Annotated in this window: 20 protein-coding genes and 1 other RNA gene; 14 read left to right on the top strand and 7 right to left on the bottom strand. The window is 37.4% G+C overall.

Going from position 1 to position 24,290, the window contains the following annotated elements; translation table 11 throughout:
• Window positions 1-830: 830 nt before the first annotated feature.
• Entirely contained in the window at window positions 831-1,148 is a 318-nt protein-coding gene (gene cutA, locus CFE53_RS03955) for a divalent-cation tolerance protein CutA (RefSeq protein WP_148120584.1), read from the bottom strand.
• Between the two features lie 97 nt (window positions 1,149-1,245).
• Between cutA and CFE53_RS03960 the strand changes: the two genes are divergently transcribed.
• Window positions 1,246-2,637: an aspartate kinase gene (locus CFE53_RS03960; protein ID WP_148120585.1), complete on the top strand. Its 1,392-nt coding sequence runs from the start codon at window positions 1,246-1,248 to the stop codon at window positions 2,635-2,637.
• A gap of 571 nt (window positions 2,638-3,208) precedes the next feature.
• Here CFE53_RS03960 and tmk read toward each other — a convergent pair.
• From tmk to CFE53_RS03975, 3 genes are all read right to left on the bottom strand, one after another.
• Window positions 3,209-3,808, bottom strand: a complete 600-nt coding sequence (gene tmk / locus CFE53_RS03965; RefSeq protein WP_148120586.1) for a dTMP kinase — start codon at window positions 3,806-3,808, stop codon at window positions 3,209-3,211.
• 8 nt (window positions 3,809-3,816) lie between these two features.
• Window positions 3,817-4,950 (bottom strand): chorismate synthase, encoded by a 1,134-nt coding sequence (gene aroC, locus CFE53_RS03970; RefSeq protein WP_148120587.1) that lies wholly within the window; start codon window positions 4,948-4,950, stop codon window positions 3,817-3,819.
• Between the two features lie 613 nt (window positions 4,951-5,563).
• Window positions 5,564-7,135, bottom strand: a complete 1,572-nt coding sequence (locus tag CFE53_RS03975) for a dihydropteroate synthase-like protein (RefSeq protein WP_148120588.1) — start codon at window positions 7,133-7,135, stop codon at window positions 5,564-5,566.
• A 198-nt stretch (window positions 7,136-7,333) separates the two neighbouring features.
• On the opposite strand from CFE53_RS03975, the gene CFE53_RS03980 reads away from it, so the two are divergent.
• From CFE53_RS03980 to CFE53_RS04000, 5 genes are all read left to right on the top strand, one after another.
• A complete protein-coding gene (locus tag CFE53_RS03980; RefSeq protein ID WP_148121154.1) occupies window positions 7,334-7,804 on the top strand; it encodes a pyruvoyl-dependent arginine decarboxylase in 471 nt (156 codons plus the stop codon).
• A gap of 107 nt (window positions 7,805-7,911) precedes the next feature.
• Entirely contained in the window at window positions 7,912-8,265 is a 354-nt protein-coding gene (gene speD, locus CFE53_RS03985) for an adenosylmethionine decarboxylase (RefSeq protein ID WP_148120589.1), read from the top strand.
• Between the two features lie 37 nt (window positions 8,266-8,302).
• Window positions 8,303-9,160, top strand: a complete 858-nt coding sequence (speE, locus tag CFE53_RS03990) for a spermidine synthase (RefSeq protein ID WP_148120590.1) — start codon at window positions 8,303-8,305, stop codon at window positions 9,158-9,160.
• Window positions 9,161-9,572: 412 nt separating this feature from the next.
• Window positions 9,573-9,887, top strand: an RNA gene (gene ffs, locus CFE53_RS03995) — signal recognition particle sRNA.
• Window positions 9,888-10,173: 286 nt separating this feature from the next.
• Entirely contained in the window at window positions 10,174-11,649 is a 1,476-nt protein-coding gene (locus CFE53_RS04000) for a 2-isopropylmalate synthase (protein ID WP_148120591.1), read from the top strand.
• 235 nt (window positions 11,650-11,884) lie between these two features.
• Here CFE53_RS04000 and CFE53_RS04005 read toward each other — a convergent pair whose 3' ends face one another.
• Entirely contained in the window at window positions 11,885-12,355 is a 471-nt protein-coding gene (locus CFE53_RS04005) for a deoxyuridine 5'-triphosphate nucleotidohydrolase (protein WP_148120592.1), read from the bottom strand.
• Window positions 12,356-12,598: 243 nt separating this feature from the next.
• Between CFE53_RS04005 and CFE53_RS04010 the strand changes: the two genes are divergently transcribed.
• Genes CFE53_RS04010 through comC form a run of 4 tightly spaced genes read left to right on the top strand, consistent with a single transcriptional unit; the run spans window position 12,599 to window position 15,408 of the window.
• Window positions 12,599-13,177, top strand: coding sequence for an adenylate kinase (locus tag CFE53_RS04010; RefSeq protein WP_148120593.1), 579 nt, complete (start codon window positions 12,599-12,601; stop codon window positions 13,175-13,177).
• Between the two features lie 52 nt (window positions 13,178-13,229).
• A complete protein-coding gene (locus tag CFE53_RS04015) occupies window positions 13,230-13,826 on the top strand; it encodes an EMC3/TMCO1 family protein (RefSeq protein WP_371678284.1) in 597 nt (198 codons plus the stop codon).
• A 10-nt stretch (window positions 13,827-13,836) separates the two neighbouring features.
• The gene (endA, locus tag CFE53_RS04020) at window positions 13,837-14,358 is read left to right on the top strand and encodes a tRNA-intron lyase (RefSeq protein WP_148120595.1); all 522 of its coding nucleotides are present in this window, start codon (window positions 13,837-13,839) and stop codon (window positions 14,356-14,358) included.
• Between the two features lie 9 nt (window positions 14,359-14,367).
• The gene (gene comC, locus CFE53_RS04025; RefSeq protein WP_148120596.1) at window positions 14,368-15,408 is read left to right on the top strand and encodes an L-sulfolactate dehydrogenase; all 1,041 of its coding nucleotides are present in this window, start codon (window positions 14,368-14,370) and stop codon (window positions 15,406-15,408) included.
• A 135-nt stretch (window positions 15,409-15,543) separates the two neighbouring features.
• Here the strand turns inward: comC and CFE53_RS04030 are convergent, their stop codons facing one another.
• A complete protein-coding gene (locus CFE53_RS04030) occupies window positions 15,544-16,092 on the bottom strand; it encodes a methanogenesis marker 17 protein (RefSeq protein ID WP_148120597.1) in 549 nt (182 codons plus the stop codon).
• 184 nt (window positions 16,093-16,276) lie between these two features.
• On the opposite strand from CFE53_RS04030, the gene CFE53_RS04035 reads away from it, so the two are divergent.
• The 4 genes from CFE53_RS04035 (at window position 16,277) to CFE53_RS04050 (ending at window position 22,956) form a co-directional block, all read left to right on the top strand.
• Complete coding sequence (locus CFE53_RS04035) at window positions 16,277-16,513, top strand: DNA-directed RNA polymerase subunit H (RefSeq protein WP_148120598.1); 237 nt, start codon at window positions 16,277-16,279, stop codon at window positions 16,511-16,513.
• 89 nt (window positions 16,514-16,602) lie between these two features.
• Entirely contained in the window at window positions 16,603-18,135 is a 1,533-nt protein-coding gene (locus tag CFE53_RS04040; protein WP_148120599.1) for a DNA-directed RNA polymerase subunit B'', read from the top strand.
• 50 nt (window positions 18,136-18,185) lie between these two features.
• A complete protein-coding gene (rpoB, locus tag CFE53_RS04045; protein ID WP_148120600.1) occupies window positions 18,186-20,021 on the top strand; it encodes a DNA-directed RNA polymerase subunit B in 1,836 nt (611 codons plus the stop codon).
• Between the two features lie 262 nt (window positions 20,022-20,283).
• Window positions 20,284-22,956: a DNA-directed RNA polymerase subunit A' gene (locus tag CFE53_RS04050; protein WP_148120601.1), complete on the top strand. Its 2,673-nt coding sequence runs from the start codon at window positions 20,284-20,286 to the stop codon at window positions 22,954-22,956.
• A 595-nt stretch (window positions 22,957-23,551) separates the two neighbouring features.
• Here CFE53_RS04050 and engB read toward each other — a convergent pair.
• Window positions 23,552-24,202 carry a GTP-binding protein EngB gene (gene engB, locus CFE53_RS04055; protein ID WP_148120602.1) on the bottom strand — a complete coding sequence of 217 codons (651 nt, stop codon included), beginning with the start codon at window positions 24,200-24,202 and terminating at the stop codon, window positions 23,552-23,554.
• Between the last annotated feature and the right edge of the window lie 88 nt (window positions 24,203-24,290).

The raw sequence follows: 24,290 nt of genomic DNA on the forward strand, positions 1-24,290 counted from the left end.
AATTGGGGTTGATAATTATTAAATGTCTGAGGTAGTAAAATTATTTACAATGATAAAAGGAGCAGGTAGTATGCCTTTACTAAATAAAAATATTGTAATTTTATGTTTGTTTCTTTTACTACTAAATGGAGTATTTGCTGAAAATGTTGAATATAATTTTGGATATATAAAGATTAACCGTACAAAAACCACTGAGATTTGCAATTTTTTTATTGATAAGATGGAGAACTGTATCTACATACTTACATTTGAACACTATGGAAATATAAACGAGAGTATGAAAGTTGAGATCTATCTAATGAGAACTTAATATATATCATTGATGATTCCAACGACGGTTCTTCTAGATATAAAAAGAATGTTGGTATAGATATTACAAGTTATTTAGAAAATGGGAGTAATACCCTAATGGTAGAGGGGAAAAATTTAGATAAAAGAAGATATTATGTTTTAAATAAAAACCTCTATTATATGTAATCCCTCTACTACAGTTAAAGTACCTGTGTCTATTCCTCAAGTAATATTATCTTCAATAATGACAATATTTATCAGTTTGGAATATTTAACAAATAACTATCGAGAATCCCAATAAAAATCCTAATTTCTATCAAAATAGTAATTAAAACCCTAGTTCCCATTAAGAGTGAGATTAATTAGAAGAATAATAAGAATAATAATGATAATAACAACAAAATGTAATAAAATTTTATCTGGGAATTGTATTATGATTATAATTATTATTTTTTAAATTATTCTTTTGGTGGGAATTAGGGTTTTTTTATTAATTATTTTTTAATTATCACTTTTATAGGAAGATATAATAAAACTCCCTACCTCTCCAGACTCTCATCTATCCAACTTAAGTAATCCTTAGAACCTAATACAATAGGCATAGCAATAATCTCTGGCACCTCATAGGGATGGATCTCCTTTACCCTCTTTTCTAAACTTTCAAATTTATCCTTCCTTGTTTTGATAATGAGTAGATGCTCCTTATCCTCTTCTATCCTTCCCTTCCAAAAATACACAGATTTGATCTCAGATGTGATATTTACACAGGCGGCAAGTTTTTCCTCAACAAGTGTATTTCCTATCTTCTCTCCAACTTCCAAGTTTGGGACAGTTATAAAGACAACAATATACTCCATACTATCCCTCTTTTATCAACAACGATAAAGTTTTTAAATATTTTTATAATTTTATTTTTTACTTAATTATTTTTATAATATTTCCTTAGGTGGTGGAATGGTTACTGTGATGAAATTTGGTGGAACATCTATAGGAGACGGTAAAAGGATGAGACATGTGGCGAAGATAGTGACAGATAAAAAGAAGGTGGATAAAGATGTGGTTGTTGTAACCTCTGCAATGACCCAGATAACAAACTCCCTTATAGACATATCCAAGGAGGCGTTAGATGTAAGGGACATCAAAAGGATAAACAACTTCATAGAGGATATAAAGAAAAAACATGAAGAGGCAATCGAGGACGCCATTAAAAGTGAAGACATAAAGAGGGATGTGAGAGAAACAATATACAACTTAATAGATGAGTTGGAGAAGGTACTCATTGGAGTCGCCTACCTTGGAGAACTTACACCAAAATCTAGAGACTATATTCTATCTTTTGGGGAGAGGTTATCTGCACCTATACTCAGTGGAGCTATAAAGGACCTTGGATACCCATCTACCTACCTTACAGGGGGAGAGGCAGGTATAATAACCGACGAGAACTACGGCTGTGCTAGACCTATTAGGTTGGAGGTTAAAGAGAGGGTAGGACCTCTCTTGAGGGAGGGAATTATCCCAGTGATAACAGGATTTATAGGTAGTACTGAAAAGGGGAATATTACCACCTTTGGAAGGGGAGGTAGTGATTACTCTGCAGCGTTAGTTGGAGCAGGTTTAGATGCAGATATAGTTGAGATATGGACAGATGTAAGTGGAATATTGACCTCCGACCCAAGGATAGTTAAAAACGTTAAGAGAATTCCTAGGATGTCCTACATAGAGGCGATGGAGTTGGCGTACTTTGGAGCCAAGGTCCTCCACCCAAGAACCATAGAACCCCTTATGGAGAAGAACATACCTCTAAGAATTAAGAATACATTTGATCCAGAGAACGAGGGAACACTGATTACAAACGATAAAGAGGAGAGTAACAACATTATAAAGGCTATAACTGCAATAAAGGACGTATTTTTGATAAACATATTTGGGGCAGGGATGGTAGGAGTAAGTGGGACTGCAGCGAGAATATTCTCTGCTTTAGGTAGGGCAGATGCCAACGTAATACTAATAAGTCAGGGATCCTCTGAAACTAATGTATCTATTGTAGTGTATGGAGATGGTGAAGAGGCTGAGAGATGTTTAAGGGAACTTAGGGAGGAGTTCAAAAATAGTAATCTTATAAGGGACATATCTATAGATTGGGATGTAGCCGTGGTCTCTGCAGTTGGGGCTGGAATGAAGGGATCCCGAGGAATCGCAGGGAAACTATTTACAGCAGTTGCAGAGAGTGGAGCAAATATAAAGATGATAGCCCAGGGATCCTCAGAGGTTAATATCTCCTTTGTAATAGGAGAGAGTGAGTTAAAGAGATGTCTCCAGACACTACATGATACCTTTATAAAGTGATGGAGATGAAAGGCTTTTTCCTACATATAGTCTCAGATATTTAGGATAATAATATTTTTTATAAGAATACAAAATTTTTAGGTTATTTTTATAGCAATAGGAGAATTCTTTAAATTAATACGACCATTAAGAATCTTCAATAAAAAATAATAATTTTTATAATTATTAATTAATTAAAAAATAATGAAAAATCTTGAAACTGTTGGTACCTAAAATATAAAATAAAAATAAAGACTCTTACTCCCTAGACTTTACCGAGCGCTAAGAAACTGTGTGGGATTTCTCTGTTAATCCTCTTCTTAAGATGTTTCTTACTCTTTTTTAATTTTTAAATTTTATTATTTACTTTTATTATATTTATTTTAAAGTAATAATTAAATGTTAAATATTTATGTGTTTGATTCTAATAGTAAGGACTCTAAGTATATTTCAATCTCTTAAACTTTCCAATTTGTACCTTCTTACTCTAAAAGGGAGTTTTCTAAGTGTAAAACTCCACCAACGAAAGATCTTATCTTTTCATGTTTTTAGGAACGTCTCTTTTTATTTTTTTGTTTATTGGTTTTTTAATTTATTGTTCTATTATTCCCCTCTCCTTCAAAACTCTCAATATCTCCCTGTGGGTTTCTTCAATAGATTTTTTAGTAGTATCTATAACAATGTAGCCATATCTTGGCTTAAATATCTTGTTCTTTACAATATCCCAATACCTCTCCCTCACTAACCTTAGTGTATCTCGATTCTCAAATATCTCCTTTCTATATTTCCCCAACCTTCTAAGGGCCTCTTCAACATCTACATCTAAATACACAAGGATGTCCGGTTTTATGGCGAATCTGTTAATACTTAGTATAAAATCTAAATCAACTCCCTGAATAGTTTGATACACTATAGAGGAATAAATATATCTATCTGAGACTACATGTCTATTCTCTAACTCCCTACTTATAGTAGATACATGTTCCCTCCTATCTGCGGCAAAGAGTAAAGCCAGTGTTTCACTACTGTAGTCTATCTCTCCCCTAAGAACCCTTCTTATAAGTTTTCCAATCTCACCATCTGTTGGTTCATAGGTATAGTATCCATTGATACTCTCTGAGAGTTTCTTAGATTGCACCGTCTTACCACTGCCATCTATACCCTCAAATACTATAAACTTATACTTTCCCACCTTTCCACCTACTGCAGATTACACTCTAAATTACAGGGATGTATAAAGCCTCCCCTTATCATAAGATCTGCCAAAACTATGGCAACTACAGACTCCAATACAGGTATTACTCTTGGTAGAATAATAGGATCATGCCTTCCCTCTATCTCAATATCTACTTCCTCTCCAGTCTTTAAATTTACAGTCCTCTGAGGTTTAGATATAGATGGAGTAGGTTTAACTGCAACCCTTAGAACTAGAGGAGTGCCACAACTGATACCTGCCAGTATTCCTCCACAGTTGTTGGTCTTCAGATGTATCTCCTTGTTGTAGTAGATATACTGGTCGTTCATCTCACTGCCGTAGAGTTCAGATGATTGAAATCCCCTTCCTATCTCCACACCTTTAATGGCATTTACACTCATAATTCCTCCTGCTAACTCTCCACTTAACTTGGAGAACAGAGGATTTCCCACACCTACAGGGACATTCAACGCAACTAACTCCACCACACCTCCTACACTGTCTCCTCTCTCCATAGCCTCCTTAACGTACTCTACCATCTCCTGGGCATTTGAGGATGGACATCTAAGGGGATCACCTTCTATTCTCTCAACAACCTTATCTATATCCTCGATGTTAAACACCTCTGGATTAGAGTAGTAGTTAAAATCCCCCTCGATCTTCCCAACCTTCACAGTGTACCCAACTATCCTGATGTTGTAGGTATATTCTAACAGTTTCTTTGCAACACTCCCCCCAATTACAAGTCCCACTGTAGTTCTACCACTTGCCCTCCCCCCTCCCCTGTAGTCGTAGTTACCGTACTTCTTATAGTACGTATAGTCTCCATGTCCAGGTCTCGGTGTATATCTCAACTTACTGTAATCCTTAGATCTCTGATCTCTGTTATACACTAATGCAGATATAGGGGTACCTGTAGTTCTACCTTCAAAGACACCTGAGAGTATCTCCACCTTATCAGGTTCCCTTCTAGGTGTAGAGAATATACTGTATCCCGGCCTTCTCCTGTTCAACTCCCTCTGAATATCCTCCTCCGAGAGAGGGAGGTTACTTGGACAGCCATCTATCACAGCCCCAAGTGCTTTCCCATGACTCTCCCCCCAGGTTGTAACCCTAAAAGTTTTCCCTAAGGTGTTCATATTACCACATATTTTTAACTCTTTCTAAATCTCTCTAGTACTCAGTATAAGGTAGGAGATAAGGACTAAAAATTTTTTTATTATTTTTATAATTATTATTTTTTATCAGTGATGGATAGTTATTGTTTAGTTTTTAAAAAGTTTTGTTCATAACTAGTGTGTTGGATTTTACAATATAACGAAATAAAATAGATGGTACGAATCTCGGAAGGTTCAGGAATCAAGCCTATAGGCTGGATTCTCCAAAGGGTAAGGATTCCAGAAATATTGGGAATTTTATCCTGGGAATAATTACATCAAAAGTACGAATTTTATCCGGTTTTTACGATGTACCTTATAATAAAACAAAATAGGTAGTAATAATTTCGGAAAATTAATAGTTTTACTCCCAATATAATTGCATCAAAAGTACAGATTTCGTCAAATTTTAGAATTTTGAGAGAAAAAATCTCGGGACTAATTTTTTGGAGATACGAATTTCGCTGGAAAAATGGAATTTTATATTATAAGAAAATAGAGTAAGTTATTTTATATTATAATAGAACAAAATGAGGAGCGTAATTTGGAGAATTTTAGTAATTACCATATAACAATAGAGAATAATACCTTTTCTTCAACTCTCCCAAAACTCGTTGTAAAAGAGTTCAAAATCTTGAACATACTTCTTACCTATCCTTAGGGCGATCTCAGCCTTCTGAAGTTCCCTACCTATATAAGCAGCATGATCCATCATTCCAATAAAGTTCTCCCTTATAAGGGTATCGTATATCTCCTTGGCCCTTCTCCCTTTAACAATACATATAGGTTTCTTCCTCCTATCAAAGACGATCACTACTATATACTTATTCTCCCTGTCTAACTCTATCTTAAAACTAACCCTATCTAACACTACTTTTGAATTCTCCTCGGCAAATATAACAGGCACATCGTAGTTTTTATATGTTGTAATCTCATCGAACTTCTTATCCTTGTAGTTTATCAGGTGAAATCCTACATCCTTCGGTATGGAGTTCCTTATCTTTGCTAAGAACATCATCTTCGAGGCTATCTTCAACTCCCTTATGGAAAACCTACACTTAGAGGACGCCTCTGGAGTAAACAGTATATTGGCACCAACCTCAGATCCTATGGCAGTAAGGAGGGCATTAACCCCGTTACTGTCAGCATCAAACAACTCACTTACGTTACCTACACCGAAGAACGTTGGTATTTTATTCCTCTCCTTGAAGATCTTATAGGCAATTACACTCTCTACGAAGTTGTTATTTATAGGCTCTAATATTAGATCTCCAACAACTTTTATACCCTCCTCTATCAACCTACTTATATTCCTCTCCAACATCTCCACCCTCTCCATTGCACCTTTAGGTACTATATTCAACTTATAGTTTGTAGGAAGCACCACTGGGACGGTATTACCATCCTTCAGATAAGGTAGTAGTTCCTCCAAATTCCCTCCATCTACGCTAAGTATCATATCTACGTCTAACTTTATACCCTGAATCAACTCCTTAATGTTCATGGTGTCTATACTGACAGGTTTATCTGTGATATCCCTGACTATCTTTAAGATCCTTCTTAAATCCTGGGAGTGATCTTCGTTGGACACCATCCCCAGATCTATCATATCCGCCCCACTCTCTATGTAGTAAATAATCCTCTTTTCCAACTCCTTATCCTTCAACCATGGTACATGGACTATCTCTCCAAGTACCCTCATAGGGTAGTTATCTCCAACCTTCAGAGAACCTATCTTAATATCTCCAGAAGATAGGGGCTTTTCCTCGTACTCCCTTATTAGATTCTCTGCCTCCTCCCTTAGGTACTTCAATATCTGGGCATCTGCATAATCCTTAGTAGATAGTTCTATACTCTCCAAGTTATCTAACAGTAACGGAATATCCGAAGCCTCCCTCGTTGATTTATAGCACCTTATCCCAGTCTCCTCCTCAACTACCTTTAAGTCATGCCTAATTAGTCCAGTAACCAGTACAAAATCGTATATCTCTGAAAGTGGTTTATTGAACCTTTTCTCCAGGGATCTTATCTCCCTTATTATCATCCTCGGTGTTAAAAATGCGGCGATGGAGATGTCAGCCATATGTACATCTACGTAGTTATACTTTTTTACAGTTTCCTTTACCCTTTGATAGGCCTGTTTTCCAGTAATTATAAGTATCCTCATAGTTTAAACCGTTTAAATCATTTTTTACCTTAACCGAATATTTTATATATTAGTAAGTTTTACTATTGTAGGATATTTTAACAAAAACTATTTTTATTATTATAATAATAATTAATTTTTAATTAATTATATTTTTTATCCATTTTTATAGCCTTAGGAGGTGTCTCTGTGGAAAAGGGGAAAGTAAGTAGTGGTTTTATACATCCTTCTCTACCAAATACTCTCTCCTTAGTTGCTGGGAGCGGTGAGGGGAGTAATCCATTGAATGCCTTCGATAGGGCACTTCTTAATGCAGGAGTAGGTAATCTAAATTTAATCAGGATTAGTAGTATCGTACCACCTAAGGTGGATATCATCCCACTGCCTAAGATACCTATGGGTTCCCTGGTACCAATAGCCTATGGATATCACACAAGTGATATAAAAGGAGAGACAATAGCGGCAGCAGTTAGCGTTGCCCTTCCAAAGGATAAGGAGTTATGTGGTCTTATAATGGAGTACGAAGGCGTCTGTAGTAAAAGGGAGGCAGAAAATAAGGTTGTTGAAATGGCGAAAGAAGGATTTGAGATGAGAGGTTGGGAAATCGACAAAATAATCTCCATATCTTCAGAGCATACTGTAGAAAAGGTAGGATGTGCCTTTGCAGGGGCAGTTCTATGGTATAAGTAAAATAAGGAGTAAGTTTTTAAAATAAAATTAAAAATAATAGTTAAAAATTTATTATAAGAAGATTATTATTAAGATAAAAATTATAAAATTTTAAGGGGGTGAGACTATTGAAACACTTAGGAAAACACCTAATATTGGAACTTTGGGGTTGTGACAGTAGGGCTCTCGACGATCAGGAGGGTATTGAGAGGATGTTAGTAGATGCTGTAAAGGCCTGTGGGGCTACTTTGATATGTGTGAAAACACATAAATTCTCCCCCCAGGGAGTTACAGGAGTTGCAGTTTTAGCGGAGAGTCATATATCTATCCATACCTGGCCTGAATTGGGATACGCTGCAATGGATGTATTCACCTGTGGCGAGCATGTGAATCCAGAGGATGCTATACCTACTATAAAGTCCTTCCTGAAACCAACTAACTTTGAGGTAATAGATATAAAGAGGGGCAATATAGTGGATTGACTATCAATTATCCACAGGAACAGATCGGAGGGATACTTTGCCCTGTGAGTTATGGTTCTCAGAGTATCAGACGAAGGATCTCAAGTTATCTGCTAAGGTAAAGGATGTCCTATTTACGGGAAGATCTAAGTATCAGGAGATACAGATATTGGATACTGTTACATTTGGTAGGGCACTTATACTGGATAACACATTTCAAACCACAGAAAAGGATGAGTTCATATACCATGAACTTATAACCCATCCTGCCATGTTTACCCATCCAGATCCTAAGAAGGTTTTAGTTATTGGAGGGGGAGATGGAGGTACTGTAAGGGAGGTCCTTAAACACGATACCGTTGAGAGGGTGGATTTTGTAGAGTTAGATGAGATGGTTGTAGAGGTCTGTAAGAAGTATCTCCCTACCCTCAGTTGCCAGATAGACAACGAAAAGGTAAATACTATATTTACAGATGGGATAGAGTACGTTGCTAAATGTAAGGAGAAGTACGACGTTATCATCGTCGATTGTCCAGATCCAGTGGGTCCTGCAAAGGGCCTCTTTGAGAAGGACTTCTACAAGAATTTATACAAGTGTTTAGGGGAAGATGGGGTAATGGTACAGCAGACAGAGAGCCCTATATTCAACAGGGATCTCATCTTCAACATTAAAAAGTACTTAGAAGATGCAGGGTTCAACATTGTGAAACTTATGGTTTATGCAATACCAACCTATCCAAGTGGGTTCTGGAGTTTCACATTGGCCTCGAAGAGATACGATCCTTTAGAGGTGCCTCCTGAAAAGATTAAGGAGAGACTTAAGAAGATGGAGACTAAGTACTACGATGAGGATGTCCATCGAGGTGTATTTTTGGCGGTACCTAAGTTTTTGAAGGAAAATATTCCTGTGTTTTAAAAAAAGATTAATATATTTATTTCCCCTCTCTCTACCTTATCTTTACCAATATTATTTTTCTTTAAGTTCCCTCTCTAAGAAATATATAAAATATCTGAGTAATAATATACTAATCCTAATACTAATCCTAGATCTTAGAACTATCGACAGTTAGATAAATCAAGACACTAGGAGCAAAATAGGGTATAGATCATCATTACAGTATTTGCAAGGAGATATACCACGGGGCGTTAAAAACTCCTTTTTTTCTTTTCTTATCTCCTTGTAGCCTTCTTTATGCCCTCCAATGATCTCTCTTCTGTCGTTTTCTTATTCTTTTCTGATTACTACTTTCTCATATTTTTCTTATATTTATTAAAAAATTTTTTATGTAAAAGAGTAAAATTTATATATCACCTTATACAAATAATTATCTGTGGCTAGGCCGGGGGGTTAGGCGTCCCCTGTAACCCGAAATCGCCTTATGCGGGGGCCGAAAACTTGGGGGCGGCATGGGTCTTCTCTACCCATCCCTAAGTCCTACGATGACATTTCGTCCTGTGGGGTAAGACGGTGGAGGGGCCTACTTCGGAGGAAGTAGGTAACCTCCTTTACCTACCGAACCCCGTCAGGCCCGGAAGGGAGCAGCGGTAGGTAGGACGTCGACGCTCACAGGGGAGCGGAATGGAGTAGGACTTGGGGGACAATGGGTAGAGGAGGCCCATGTCCACCCCAAGGAAGCCACACATTTTTTATTGTTAACAAAGATTTATATATTTAAATAAATAATTTTTATTTTTAGTATTTTAACCAATAAATTAAAATACAATCCTAATTTCATCAAAAGTATTTAATAAATATTGATAATTAATTATAGGACTATAAAATAAACAGATGGATTTTCCTAAGTTATTATTGAAGATTGTGGAGGGGGAAATTTCTCAAAATATTTTCTAACGTTAGAAAAATTATATATAATAATCTATAAACTATCTTAAACACTGTTTATAAAAACCTATTAAAAAGTGATCTCTATGGTAAAGATCTTAGACACTACTTTGAGAGATGGAGAACAAACTCCAGGGGTATCTCTAAGTCCCCATGAGAAGTTAGAGATAGCCATAAAACTTGACGACTTAGGAGTAGATATAATAGAGGCTGGAAGTGCTATAACCTCTAAAGGAGAGAGGGAAGGAATAAAGGCTATAACCTCCCAGGGGTTAAATGCTGAAATATGTTCCTTTGCCAGGGCCATGACTGTGGATATAGACTACGCCTTAGAGTGTGATGTAGATAGTGTCCACCTCGTAGTCCCTGTATCAGATATACATATTAAGTACAAACTGAGAAAAACAAGAGAGGAAACCCTTAAATGTGCACTGGATGCTGTAGAGTATGCCAAGGATCATGGTCTAATTGTAGAGCTATCGGGAGAGGATGCTACCAGGAGCGATGTTGACTTTCTAATAGAGTTGTTTAAGAAGGGAGTAGAGGTTGGTGCAGACAGGGTCTGTATATGTGATACTGTGGGGGTACTTACTCCAGAGAGATCCTACGACCTCTTTAAGAGGATAAGTGAGGAGATACCTGTACCTGTATCTGCCCACTGTCATAACGACTTCGGTATGGCAACTGCAAACACCATATCTGCAATAAGAGGAGGTGCCCAGGAGTGTCATCTAACTATCAACGGTATAGGAGAGAGGGCTGGAAATACCTCCTTAGAGGAGGTTGTAATGGCACTCCATATACTTTACAACATCAAGACGAATATAAAGACTGAGAAACTTTACGAGGTATCAAGGTTAGTATCTAGAATTATGAAGATACCTGTTCCTCCAAATAAGGCGATAGTGGGGGACAACGCCTTTGCCCATGAGGCAGGGATACATGTAGATGGACTTATAAAGAACAGTCAGACTTACGAGCCTATACCTCCTGAGATGGTTGGAAACAGGAGGAGAATCATACTTGGGAAACACAGTGGTAAGGCTGCACTTAAGTACAAGTTGGATCTTATGGGCATATCACTAAGTAAGGAGGAGTTTGAGAAGGTGTATGAGAGGATAAAGAACCTTGGAGATCTTGGTAAATATATATCTGATGTAGATCTTAAAACTATAATAAACGAGGTTAGAGGAGAGTCCCCTGAAAGAAAGATACAATTAGATGAACTTACAGTGGTATCAGGTAATAAGATAACACCTGTTGCATCTATTAGATTGAAGTTCTCTGGAGATAGGAAAGAGGAACAACTTATAGAGACATCCTTTGGTGTAGGTCCAGTGGATGCGGCGATAAATGCCATCAGGAAGGCTTTAAGTAGTGTTGCAGATATAACCCTTGAGGAGTATCACGTTAGATCCATAGGTAGTGGAACAGATGCCTTCGTAGAGGTAACAGTTAAACTTAGGAGAGGACATGAGGTAGTAGAGGTCAAGAGCCAACAGGAGGATATAATAAGGGCTTCAGTGGATGCAATGATGGAAGGTATAAATCTCCTTATTTAAAAAATTTTAAAAATAGTTGTCGGGAATAAAACGTTTTAAAAAAAAAGATAAAAAAACTTCTAGAAAGAAAGATTAACAGAAAGGCTCTATCCCATCTCTTCAGTGCAAATATAGGCTAAGAAATAAGAGTTTATTTTATTTTTTTATCTGATTAGATCTTTATAAGTTTAGGACTATTTTATAATTTACTCTCTTTTTTATAATAATTATTATAATAAGTATATTCATTTTTAAATTATCTTTTCTGATAGATACCAGAGTAGGTACCAACTACACCACTACACTTAATAAAGAGGATCTGGGCAATCCTTGCATATCTGTAGAGTGTAATTGGATTCATCACATTTAAAAGATACTCAGGATATCCTTCATATCCAGGGTCATGAACTGCAGTATATAAGGTACATCCCATCCTTAAGAGACTACTCCTTGGATAGACTAGGGCGGCCATATCTTCAGGCACCTTTACCTTATCTGCCACTTTTATAAGATAAATCCCTTTATCTAGGGAAATCTTGATATCGTCTTCTGAGGAAAATATCCTCCTGTAATTTGGAAGTTTTCTCTTATTATTACTGTAGTCGAGAACTCCCTCTCCCTCAATCTTATATATACTTCCAACCCTTAGATCTATACCACACTGTTGTACCTGTGTATCGTCCAATATTTCTACAAATTTTCTAGATATCTTAGGTCCTAGGATCATCATTTATCCCTTGTAGTTTAAATAGTTTTTATTGTAATTTTATAGAATTATAACTTATATAACGAATAATAATTAAAAGTTATAGAACTTTATATATATAAGAAAAATAAAAAAAGCAAAATTTCTGTTATTATTTCTTATCTTAAATGTTTTTGAGATTTTACAACATTTAATAAAAAATAAAAGTATAAAAATTATAAAATTATATATGAGACACTTATAAAGGAAAAAAGGGTGATAAATATGAAAAATAAGGTAGTAGTTGTCACTGGAGTACCAGGGGTAGGAGGTACAACCTTAACCCAAAAGGCTATAGAGAGGTTAGAAAAGGAGGGAATTCACTACCAGTTGGTAAATTTTGGTACTTTAATGTTTGAAGTTGCAAAATCGGAGAACTTGGTTGAAGACAGAGATCAGTTGAGAAAGTTAGATCCAGATACTCAGAAGAGAATCCAAAAGATGGCTGCAAGGAAAATCGCCGAGATGGCTATGAAGAGTCCTGTTATTGTAGATACTCACAGTACAGTTAGGACTCCTAAGGGTTATTTGGCAGGACTGCCTAAGTGGGTACTTGATGAACTTAACCCAGATATTATAGTACTTGTGGAAACTACTGGAGACGAAATACTTATGAGAAGGTTGGGAGACGCCAGTAGAAACAGGGATTTGGAAACCACTAAAAGTATAGAGGAACATCAGTTTATGAACAGATGTGCTGCTATGACTTACGGGGTACTAACTGGAGCCACTGTAAAGATTATTAAAAACAGGGACAAACTATTAGATGATGCTGTTGAGGAGTTAGTATCTGTTTTAAAGTAATTCTTTTTTACTCTTTTTTCTTATAAATACTGAGGAGGTAAAGATGTTTGAGATATTACATGTTATCGTAGGTGCCTACTATAAAACTATGGATATGTTGTTTATGCCCATTATAATAAACACCCATCCTGCCCTCGCTATACTTATAATATCCTTTATAGTATCTTTTATTATTACACTGGCTACTAAGTTATTGGTTGATCAGAAGAGGATGGAAGAGATTAGAGAGAAAATTAAAGAGTTTCAGGTGAAGATAAGGAAGGCTTCTAAGGATCCAGAACTTATGAAAGAGATAGAGAAGGAACAGGAAGAAATAATGAAGATTCAGATGGAAATGATGAGGATGAGTTTTAAACCTATGATATACACCTGGATACCTATTATAGCTATTTTCGCCTATTTGAAACATGTCTACGATTACAACGGGGTGTTGCATACCTTAGATCCTACCTGGAACGGAGTGGTAGTTTATCTCCCTCCTATCCTCTCTAAGTTATTACTAGTGCCCTTCTTCCACTGGTTAGGGGGTTTGTTCTATAAGGGTGGATTTGGTATAGTCTCAGACTATGCCCTTGGATGGCTTGGATGGTATATAGTATGTTCAATGGCTACATCCACTGTTTTGAGGAAGGTGATGGGTGTAAAGTAAAAGGGATAGTATGGCAAAGAAACCTGTAGTAGGGGTACTCTCTGGAGATAGGATAGTGGTATTTAGTAAAGAGGGTATGTCCCGGTTAAGTGCCAAGAGGTACGGAGAGTTAAACGAGAACTTTCTATCACTATCTCTAATAGAGGGGCTCTATCTACTGTCGAAGAACTGGATAAAGGTTAAATTTAAGGATAGGTTTCTATCCTTTGAGGAACTTTACAACTACGCTAAAGAAATAGATGAAAGACTGTGTATAAAGTATCTGGTGTATAGGGATCTGAAAAATAGAGGTTATACAGTAAAAACTGGACTTAAGTACGGGGCTGATTTTAGGCTCTACAGTAGGGAGAACATCGATGAGGTACACTCTGAATACCTTGTAAAGGTGTTCTCCGAGGATAGACCTTGTTCCATATCAGAACTTACAGGGTTTGTAAGGGTCGCCCACTCTGTTAGAAAGAAGTTAATAATCGCCATCGTAGATAATGACGGGGATATCGTCTACTACAACATGGAATATATAAGACCTTAAGGTGATAAGATGGTTTTAAGGATCTCACCTGAGAAGGAGAAGGAACTTATTATGGATATATTGAAGAGTTATGGAGTAAGTGAGGAGGATGCAGAGATCACTGCAAATATATACGTAGAGGCTGATCTTAAGGGGTTCCGATCCCATGGTATAGGCAGGTTTCCCCAGACAGTTACAAGTATTGAAGTAGGGAATATCAACGTCAACCCAGATATTAAGGTTATAAGGGAGAGTCCTGCAGTGGCTACCATCGACGGAGACATGGGGTTAGGTTATGTGGTGGGAGAGAGGGCTATGGAGTTGGCTATGGAGAAGGCGAAGAATGTAGGTATAGGTGCAGTTGCAACTGTGAATTCCAACCACTTCGGTATAGCAGGGCACTACGCAGAGATGGCACTTAGGGAGGATCTCATCGGTATAGTGATTACAAATACAGAACCTGCAATGGCACCTTTTGGAGGTATGGAGAAGATACTTGGGACAAACCCAATAGCGATAGCCATCAAGGGGAAGAAACATATATACTCCTTAGATATGGCAACCTCCTCCATTGCAAGGGGAAAGATAATGGAGGCTGCAAGGACTGGAAAGAAGATCCCTGAAAATTGTGCCATAGATAAGGAAGGTAATCCTACTACAGATCCTAAGAAAGCCTTAGAAGGTTGTATTTTGCCATTTGGAGGTCCAAAGGGGTACGCCTTAGCCTTAGCAATTGAGATAATTGCGGCTATAGGAGGGGCGGAGATGGGTAGTAAGGTTAGAGGGACTGCAACTCCAACTGAGAGATGCACTAAAGGGGATCTCTTTATAGCCATGGATCCAGGATTCTTTGGAGATAAGGAGGAGTTTATGGAAAAGGTTGATGCCCTTATAGAGGAGATAAAAAACTCCAAACCTGCCAAGGGTTCTAAGATACTTATACCTGGAGAGATAGAGAGGATGAATATGGAGAAGTATAGAAAAGAGGGTATTGAAATTGATGAGGTACTTTACAACAGATTAAAGGAGATATGTGAAAAGAGAGGGTTAAAGATAGAGAAATACTTTTAAAATATTCATTGTAATTATTTAAACAAAACCCTACCAACAGGTACGAAAATCTTTTATTAGTATATTAAAAAATAGTTTAGAAGATAATTATAATTTTTTATTATTTATAACATTAAAATTATTATTAAAAAATCATTATCCACTCTCTAACTCCTCCTTCAATTCAAGGGCTCTCTTTATCCACTCCTCTTCAAATGGCCTCTCAGATGCTATCATCACTATACTCTTTCCGTAGAACGTTTTTCTTATCCTCATACCCTCTGGAAATACCCTATTCATAAAGTCTAGTACCTTAGATATGAACTCTTCCTCTGCATCGTATATAATCATATCTAGATCTATGGGTGTATCTGTAATAATCTCGAACCTTGAGGGCTGATCTATTACATTCAACTTTTCCAATAACTGAGGGGCATAGGTTTCGTCTTCTATTTTTAATTTTGTGATCGTTCTATCTCCCTCCTTTTTACTCTCCTCTACAGTTACAACATCTCTAAGTTTTATAGGTTTGGAGGTGGATTTTGGGAGAACACCAATGATAAAGTAGGGGTCTTTTTCTCTACATATCATAACTACTTTAGTTAAAGATTTTCCAATAACTACATCCATCAGGGCAGTTTGAATTATTTTATAGTATATCTCCTGTCCAGCCTTATCCTCACAATCTACGTATATCTTAGCCATGCTTCTTCCCCAAAAATTTATCTAAAATCTAATATCACCGTTATTCTTTATTGGTGAAGATTATTTAAAACTTTTTATTACAAGGGAAGCAACTTACCGAAAAAGATATATAGGAGTAAAAAATACTCTACATGATGCACATCGAAAGATTATCACACTAGACTATTTTACGGAGGCTAAGAATGTGAAGGTGACCTCCCATAGGTTGGTACCTAAACATGAAATTATGTCAGAAGAAGAAGTACAAGACTTGTTAAAAAGGTACAATATAAAGATACAGCAGTTACCTAAGATATTCGACACCGATCCTGTTGTTGAGGAGATAGGGGCAAAACCAGGTGATGTTATTAGGATAACTAGGGAGAGCCCTACAGCCGGGAAGAGTGTATATTATAGGTTAGTAATTAAGAAAACTGTATAACTAATTTTATTAATACCTATCTATGATATTCAATTTTTATCTATTATCCGTATTATAATTATTATTAATACCTACCAATGGGGAGAAATATGGAAACCCAGACAATAGTAGATTCCTTTTTTAAAGAGAATAGTTTAGTAAAACATCAGATAGAGTCCTTCAACAGATTTTTAGATTATAAATTACAGAAGATAATAGATGAAGTAGGAGTTATAGAGACTGAAATTAAAGGAGGATATAAGGTAAAACTTGGTAAGATCAGAGTGGAAAAACCAGTAAATAAAGAGGCAGATGGTTCTATTAGAAGAATAACTCCTATGGAGGCTCGAATAAGGAATCTATCATATTCTGCCCCGGTATATCTAGAGATGACGCCTATTATTGGAGGGGATGGTGAAGAAGAGGTCGTTGGTGAAACTGTAGAGGTGTATATAGGAGAATTACCTATAATGCTTGGATCCAAGGCCTGCTATCTTTATGGGAAAAGTAGGAAAGAGTTAATAGACATGGGGGAGGATCCTGAGGATCCGTTCGGTTACTTTATAATAAACGGTTCAGAGAGGGTACTAGTAACCCAGGAGGATCTAGTTCAGAATAGGATTCTATGTGAGAAGACTGAAAGAAACAACAAGATGGTTTATGTTGCTAAGGTGTTTTCAACTAGACATGGGTTCAGGGCTCTATGTACCGTTGAAAGGCATGAGGACGGTAAGTTAAATGTAACCTTTCCAGGTCTCGCTGGAAGTATTCCTCTTATTATACTCATGAAGGCCCTTGGAGCAGAAAGTGATAGTGATTTAATAAACATGATATCTGACGATCAACGAGTAGTTATGCAGTTAATTACAAATATACTAGAGATTAGGGAGGAGTACAACATAGCCACCCAACAAGACGCTTTGGAGTATATTGGAAAGAAGGTTGCACCTGGACAGCCAAAAGATTATAGGCTTAAGAGGGCAGAGACTATACTCTGTAACTATCTACTACCACATATGGGCGTTAAAAAAGAGGACTTTATTAAAAAGTGTGCCTTCTTAGGGAGGATGGCGAGAAATGCCATTGAGTTGTATCTAGGTCTTAGAGTTGAGGATGACAAGGACCACTATGGGAATAAGAGATTAAAACTTGCAGGGGAGTTGATGGAGGATCTATTTAGGTACTCCTTCAACCAGTTAGTTAAAGACATAAAGTATCAGTTAGAGAGGCAGGTTCTTAGGAACAGATCTCCCTCTATACAGTCTGCAGTGAGAAGTGATGTTTTAACTGAGAGAATAAGGCATGCCATGGCTACAGGAAACTGGGTAGGAGGTAGAACTGGAGTAAGTCAGTTGTTAGATAGAACAAGTTATCTCTCTACTCTATCTCAACTGAGAAGGGTAGTATCTCCACTATCTAGGTCTCAGCCACACTTCGAGGCAAGGGATCTTCATGCTACCCAGTGGGGTAAGATATGTCCCTCTGAAACACCTGAGGGTCCAAACTGTGGTCTCGTTAAGAATCTGGCAATAATGTGTAAGGTTACTACAGATGAGAAGGAAGGGGAGAAGAAGGTATTAGAAATTTTAAAGGATATCTCTATAAACCCTGTTAGAGAGTTTCTAACTCCTCCTAACTCCTAAGGAGGGAATATAACTGTTAAAGTGTTAATAATACTCCAAAGGTGAAATCCTTGAAAAAGGAGGTAAATCTCTATATCAACGGAAAGTTGGTAGGTACAGTAGATAATCCCGAAGAGGTTGTCAAATATTTAAGAGAGAAGAGGAGAAGGGGGGAGTTATCACCCTATACCTCCATATCCTATAACGAGGAGAGTAACGATATCCACATCTCTACAGATGGAGGTAGGATAATAAGACCTCTTATTGTTGTAGAAAATGGGAAGCCCAAACTAACTGAGGAACATATTGAGAAGTTAAAGAAAGGAGAGATAACATTCTCAGATCTAGTTAAAGAAGGAGTTATAGAGTATCTAGACGCTGAAGAGGAGGAAAATGCCTACATTGCAGTGTACGAGGAGGAGTTAACTGAGGAGCATACCCATTTGGAGATAGATCCCATGTCTATATTAGGGGTGGGTGCAGGTGTGGCCCCCTATCCTGAACACAACTCTGCACCAAGAATTACCATGGCTGCTGCCATGGCAAAGCAGTCTATAGGTTTCCCAACGTCAAATATTAGGCAGAGAATGGATACTAAAGGCCATCTTCTTCATTACCCTCAGGTGCCAATAGTAAAGACAAAACACCAAGATATAATAGGATTTGATAAAAGACCTGCTGGACAGAACTTCGTAGTAGCCATTATGAGTTATGAAGGATACAATATGGAGGATGCATTTATATTGAACAAGGCGTCCATTGAGAGGGGACTGGGTAGAAGTACCTTCTTTAGATGCTACGAGGGTTACGAGAAGAGATACCCTGGAGGACAGATGGACAGATTTGAAATACCTGAGAGGGGCGTTAGGGGATACAGATCAGAAGAGGCCTATAAAGCCTTGGGAGAGGATGGAATAGCAGAGGTTGAGGCAGAGGTAGAATCTGGAGATGTGATAATTGGAAAGACATCTCCACCAAGGTTCTTAGAGGAGCAGGATATATCCCTTAGAACGAAATCCCAGAGAAGGGACACCTCCGTTACAGTGAGACATGGGGAGAAAGGTATAGTAGATACTGTAGTACTGACGGAGACCAAGGAAGGAAATAGACTGGTAAAGGTGAAGGTTAGAGATCTAAGGATACCTGAGTTGGGAGATAAGTTCGCCTCCAGGCATGGACAGAAGGGGGTTGTTGGGTTAATAGTTCCCCAGGAGGATATGCCATTTACTGAAAGTGGAATAGTACCAGATCTAATAATAAACCCTCACGCTATACCATCTAGAATGACAATTGGACAACTTTTAGAGATGATAGGAGGAAAGGTTGGAGCCTTAGAGTGTAGGAGGATAAACGGTACAATATTCTGTGGAGAGAAGGAGTGGGATCTGAGGAAAGCTCTAGAAATGTACGGCTTTAAACATCATGGGAAGGAGGTAATGTACAGCGGAAAGACGGGAGAAAAGTTAGAGTGTGAGATATTCATCGGGATAGCCTACTACCAGAAACTGCACCACCTCGTTGCAGGTAAGATACATGCAAGAAGTAGGGGACCAATTCAGGTGCTTACAAGACAGCCTACAGAGGGTAGAGCAAGGGAGGGTGGTTTAAGATTTGGAGAGATGGAGAGAGACGTACTTATAGGACATGGTGCTGCTCTACTTCTCAAAGAGAGGTTATTTGATGAGTCTGATCCTTACCAGTGTTATATCTGTTCAAACTGTGGAGAGATTGCCATATATGACCATAGAAAAGGTATTAAGTACTGCCAAGTATGTGGGGAGATTGAGGACGTCCAGAGTAACAAAAAGATTCCTGGAATCAAAATGCCATATGCATTTAAGTTGCTCCTGGATGAACTTAAAAGTATGGGTATAAATCCAAAGTTAAAGGTTAGAGATAGGGTATAATAGTAGTATTTTCTCTTAAAAATAATAATTATTATTATAAAAATTATTTAAAAAAAATTAAGAAGGATGTTAAAAATAGGGGTTGAAGTCCTATTGTCTATTATTTCCCTTTAATTATCCCTATATTTTCCCCTAATAATGTCCATAAGCACTGAAGAAAGTAGTATCTCACTCCGATAGTACTGTCACTCTTTGATTTATAAACATGAATAAAACTTCAACCTCTAAAGCATCTTATAATAGTTAAGATAGGTGAAGTCCTATGGACAAATATGACATTCCAAAGGAAATTGGAGAAATTTTATTTGGTCTCCTCTCTCCCGATTATATTAGAAAGATATCTGTAGCGAGAATAGTAACGGCAGATACTTACGACGATGACGGTTATCCTATAGAAGGAGGATTGATGGATACAAGGTTGGGAGTTATAGACCCTGGGTTAATATGTAAAACATGTGGAGGTAGAATTGGAACCTGTCCAGGACACTTTGGACATATAGAACTTGCGAAACCTGTAATACATATTGGATTTGCAAAGGAGATATACAAGATTCTTAAGGCTGTATGTCCTCACTGTGGAAGGGTGACACTCTCTGAAACGAAGAGGGAGGAATATTTAAAGAAAATGAAAAAATTGGAGGATGAAGGAGGGGATAGGTGGACCTTAGTAGATGAGATACTGAAGGATGCTGCAGGGAAGGAAGTCTGTCCCTACTGTGGAGAGACAAAATACAGTATTAAGTATTCTAAACCTACATCCTATTACAGGGTAGAGGGCAAATCAGAAAGGCAAATGACACCTTCAGAGGTTAGAGAAATACTAGAAAAGATACCAGATGAGGATTGTCCACTGTTGGGAATAAATCCAAAGACTACAAGGCCAGAGTGGATGGTTTTAACTGTATTACCTGTACCTCCCGTTACTGTGAGGCCCTCTATTACACTTGAAAGTGGAGAGAGGAGTGAGGACGATCTAACCCATAAGTTGGTTGATATAATAAGGATAAATCAGAGGTTGGAGGAGAATATTGAAGGAGGAGCTCCACATTTAATTATTGAAGATCTCTGGGATCTTCTACAGTACCATGTAAATACCTACTTTGACAACGAGGCACCAGGTATACCTCCCGCCAAACATAGAAGTGGAAGGCCCCTTAGAACCTTGGCCCAGAGATTAAAGGGTAAAGAGGGTAGGTTCAGACACAACCTTGCTGGTAAGAGGGTAAACTTCTCTGCAAGGACTGTTATATCACCAGATCCAAGACTGAGTATAAACGAGGTAGGAGTACCAGTAGAGATAGCGATGGAGTTGACAGTACCTGAAAAGGTTACAAAGCACAACATCGAGAGGATAAGAAGACTTATAAAGAACGGTGCACAGAAACACCCTGGAGTGAACTATGTAATAAAGAGGATAAAATTGGGAGATGGAAGAGAAGAGGAAGTAAAGATAAAAATAAACGAGAAGAACAAGGATCTATGGGCTGAAAAGGTTGAAGAGGGAATGGTAGTTGAGAGGCATCTAATGGATGGAGATATAGTACTGTACAACAGACAGCCATCCCTCCATAGGATGTCCATCATGGCCCATAAGGTTAAAGTACTACCTTACAGAACCTTCAGACATAACCTCTGTGTATGTCCACCATATAACGCAGATTTCGATGGAGACGAGATGAACCTCCATGTTCCTCAGAACGAGGAGGCCATGGTAGAGGCTGAAGTCCTCATGTTGGTGGAGAAACATATCGTCTCCCCAAGGTTTGGAGGACCTATTATCGGAGCGATCCACGACCATATCTCTGGAGCATATATATTGACAAGTTCCTACTTCACAAAGGATGAGGCTGTTCTTATACTAAGGGCTGCAGGAATTAAGGAGGATCTAGGAGAACCTGATATAGTAAAGGATGGTGTAGAACTGTACAGTGGGAAGAGACTCTTCAGTAAGGTACTGCCAGAGGGACTAAATCTGAAGTACAGGGCAAAGGTCTGTAAAAAATGTGATGTATGTAAGGATGAGTGTCCCTACGACGCCAAGGTAGTTATAAAGAACGGAGAACTTGTAAAAGGTGTGATAGACAAAAATGGATATGGTGCAGAGGCAGGTATCCTCTTGAATACAATAGTGAAGGAATACGGATCTGAGGTTGCAAGAGACTTCTTAGATAGATCTACAAAGATGGTTATTGAAACCCTTATGATAAAAGGGTTTACAACAGGTATAGACGACGAAGATATACCAGAGGAGGCTAGAAAGGAGATCCAGAGGATACTAGATAAGGCTGAGGAAGAGGTAGAGGAGATTATTAGGGCTTATGAGGAGGGAACTCTTGAACCTTTACCTGGAAGAAACCTAGAAGAATCTAGGGAAACCTACATTATGCAGATACTAGGTAGGGCAAGGGATGAGGCAGGTAAGGTTGCAGAGAGATATCTAAGTGAGAACAACCACGCTGCACTGATGGCTAGAACTGGTGCTAGAGGATCTCTCTTAAACATCACCATGATGGCGGCCTGTGTAGGTCAGCAATCTGTAAGAGGAGGAAGAATATTCAGAGGGTACAGAAGAAGGACACTTCCACACTTTAAGAAGGGTAGTCTATCGGCGAGATCCCATGGATTCGTTAGAAGTTGCTATAAAGAAGGTCTATCTCCAACTGAGTTCTTCTTCCACGCAATGGGAGGAAGGGAAGGTTTAGTTGACCAGGCAGTTAGAACTGCCCAGTCAGGATATATGCAGAGGAGACTTATAAACGCCCTCCAGGATTTAAAGGTAGAGTACGACGGCACAGTTAGGGATGCAAAAGGACTTATAGTTCAGTTTACCTACGGAGAGGACGGAGTAGATCCCGCTAAGGCAGACCATGGAAAGGCTGTAGATTTAGACAAGATATTCACAAAGGTACTGTCTAGGAGAGGAGAAATGACTTAAAATATTATTATATTTTTAATTTTAATTAGTTTCCATTAAATAATATTTACCCTAATTCCCATCAAAAAATTCTAATAAGAATAACAATAATTATAAAAAATAAAAATATAAAAAGAAGTATTAAAATTATTGAAATCAAAATAAGAGATAAATAATCTCTCCTGGAATGCTCTAAGATACTGTAGGGATAAAACAGATCCTCCCTAACAGTCTGCTATTATTAACTTTATTATTTTTTTTATTATCTAAATCTTACTTTGGTGGGAATTAAGGTTTATTTTATTGTTCCTCTTAAGATTTTTATTATTTTTTATTATGATAATCATTTTTATTATTATTTTTTTAATCACAATCTTGATGGGGACTAGGGTATAATATTTATTTAGGGTATAATATTTATTATTATTTTTATTCTTTAGGATTTTAATGAATAGAAATAAAAAAAGGAAAAAATACTGGTGAAAAACAAATCTGCTGTATTTTCTAGAAAGTTTTACCACTGGGAAAGTAGGAAAAAACACTACTATTAGTTCTATTCCTTATAAATATTGATTACCGTCTCCACTCCAATCTATAGATAGAATTCTGTCGGAGATTACTTCCTCTTTTTCCTTCTGTACTCTTCAACATATTTATTGATCATACTCAATATTTTATTCCATCCGAAGTTTTTCTTTAGAGAACCTACTACGAAGGTATCTGTCCACTGGCTCCATGGAGGAGAATATCCAAATAACTCCACTATCCTATCCAACTGACTATCCCAATCCCTCCTCTTTATCTTATCCATCTTGTTTATTAGAACTATAGGGTTTAACTTCAACTCTTTTAAAAACTGGAACATTTCAATATCAATTGGTATCTCATTCCTGCTATCCCATCTTTTCACAATCTCAGGAAAGGCCTTCCCATCTATTACTAAAATTGAACAGGCTATCTTCTCACAGTTATCCTCTATATACCACACTATTTTATCTTTTATAGATTCCTCAACTTTCTTATCTAAACCGCTCATAAATCCAAAACCAGGGAGGTCAACCAAGGTATAGTTTTTCATGGGGTATTTATTTATTTTTAAGGTAACTCCTGGTCTCTTTCCAACCCTAACGTTCTTGTTGCTGGTGATTAACCTAACTAAGGTAGATTTTCCTACGTTAGACCTCCCAGTAACTATAACCTCAGGTTTATCTGGCTCTTCCTCCTTAATAAATCTTTTAAATTTTTCAATATCTTTTAACTCTCTCATATTTTCCCTTTATAATCGTGTCATATTTTAAACAATTAAAAATAATAAAAATTAAAAAATTAGTTATAAAGATGAAAAATAGAAAGAA

This window comes from Methanofervidicoccus sp. A16, from assembly GCF_003351865.1.
In the GTDB taxonomy this organism is placed as follows: Archaea; AGJL01; Methanococci; order Methanococcales; family Methanococcaceae; genus Methanofervidicoccus.

What these genes read in the sequence shown, in the direction of transcription:
- cutA (WP_148120584.1), bottom strand. Translation starts at nt 1,148, where the DNA reads ATGGAGTATATTGTTGTCTTTATAACTGTCCCAAACTTGGAAGTTGGA.
- CFE53_RS03960 (WP_148120585.1), top strand. Translation starts at nt 1,246, where the DNA reads ATGGTTACTGTGATGAAATTTGGTGGAACATCTATAGGAGACGGTAAA.
- aroC (WP_148120587.1), bottom strand. Translation starts at nt 4,950, where the DNA reads ATGAACACCTTAGGGAAAACTTTTAGGGTTACAACCTGGGGGGAGAGT.
- CFE53_RS03975 (WP_148120588.1), bottom strand. Translation starts at nt 7,135, where the DNA reads ATGAGGATACTTATAATTACTGGAAAACAGGCCTATCAAAGGGTAAAG.
- CFE53_RS04000 (WP_148120591.1), top strand. Translation starts at nt 10,174, where the DNA reads ATGGTAAAGATCTTAGACACTACTTTGAGAGATGGAGAACAAACTCCA.
- CFE53_RS04005 (WP_148120592.1), bottom strand. Translation starts at nt 12,355, where the DNA reads ATGATCCTAGGACCTAAGATATCTAGAAAATTTGTAGAAATATTGGAC.
- CFE53_RS04010 (WP_148120593.1), top strand. Translation starts at nt 12,599, where the DNA reads ATGAAAAATAAGGTAGTAGTTGTCACTGGAGTACCAGGGGTAGGAGGT.
- endA (WP_148120595.1), top strand. Translation starts at nt 13,837, where the DNA reads ATGGCAAAGAAACCTGTAGTAGGGGTACTCTCTGGAGATAGGATAGTG.
- comC (WP_148120596.1), top strand. Translation starts at nt 14,368, where the DNA reads ATGGTTTTAAGGATCTCACCTGAGAAGGAGAAGGAACTTATTATGGAT.
- CFE53_RS04030 (WP_148120597.1), bottom strand. Translation starts at nt 16,092, where the DNA reads ATGGCTAAGATATACGTAGATTGTGAGGATAAGGCTGGACAGGAGATA.
- CFE53_RS04040 (WP_148120599.1), top strand. Translation starts at nt 16,603, where the DNA reads ATGGAAACCCAGACAATAGTAGATTCCTTTTTTAAAGAGAATAGTTTA.
- CFE53_RS04050 (WP_148120601.1), top strand. Translation starts at nt 20,284, where the DNA reads ATGGACAAATATGACATTCCAAAGGAAATTGGAGAAATTTTATTTGGT.
- engB (WP_148120602.1), bottom strand. Translation starts at nt 24,202, where the DNA reads ATGAGAGAGTTAAAAGATATTGAAAAATTTAAAAGATTTATTAAGGAG.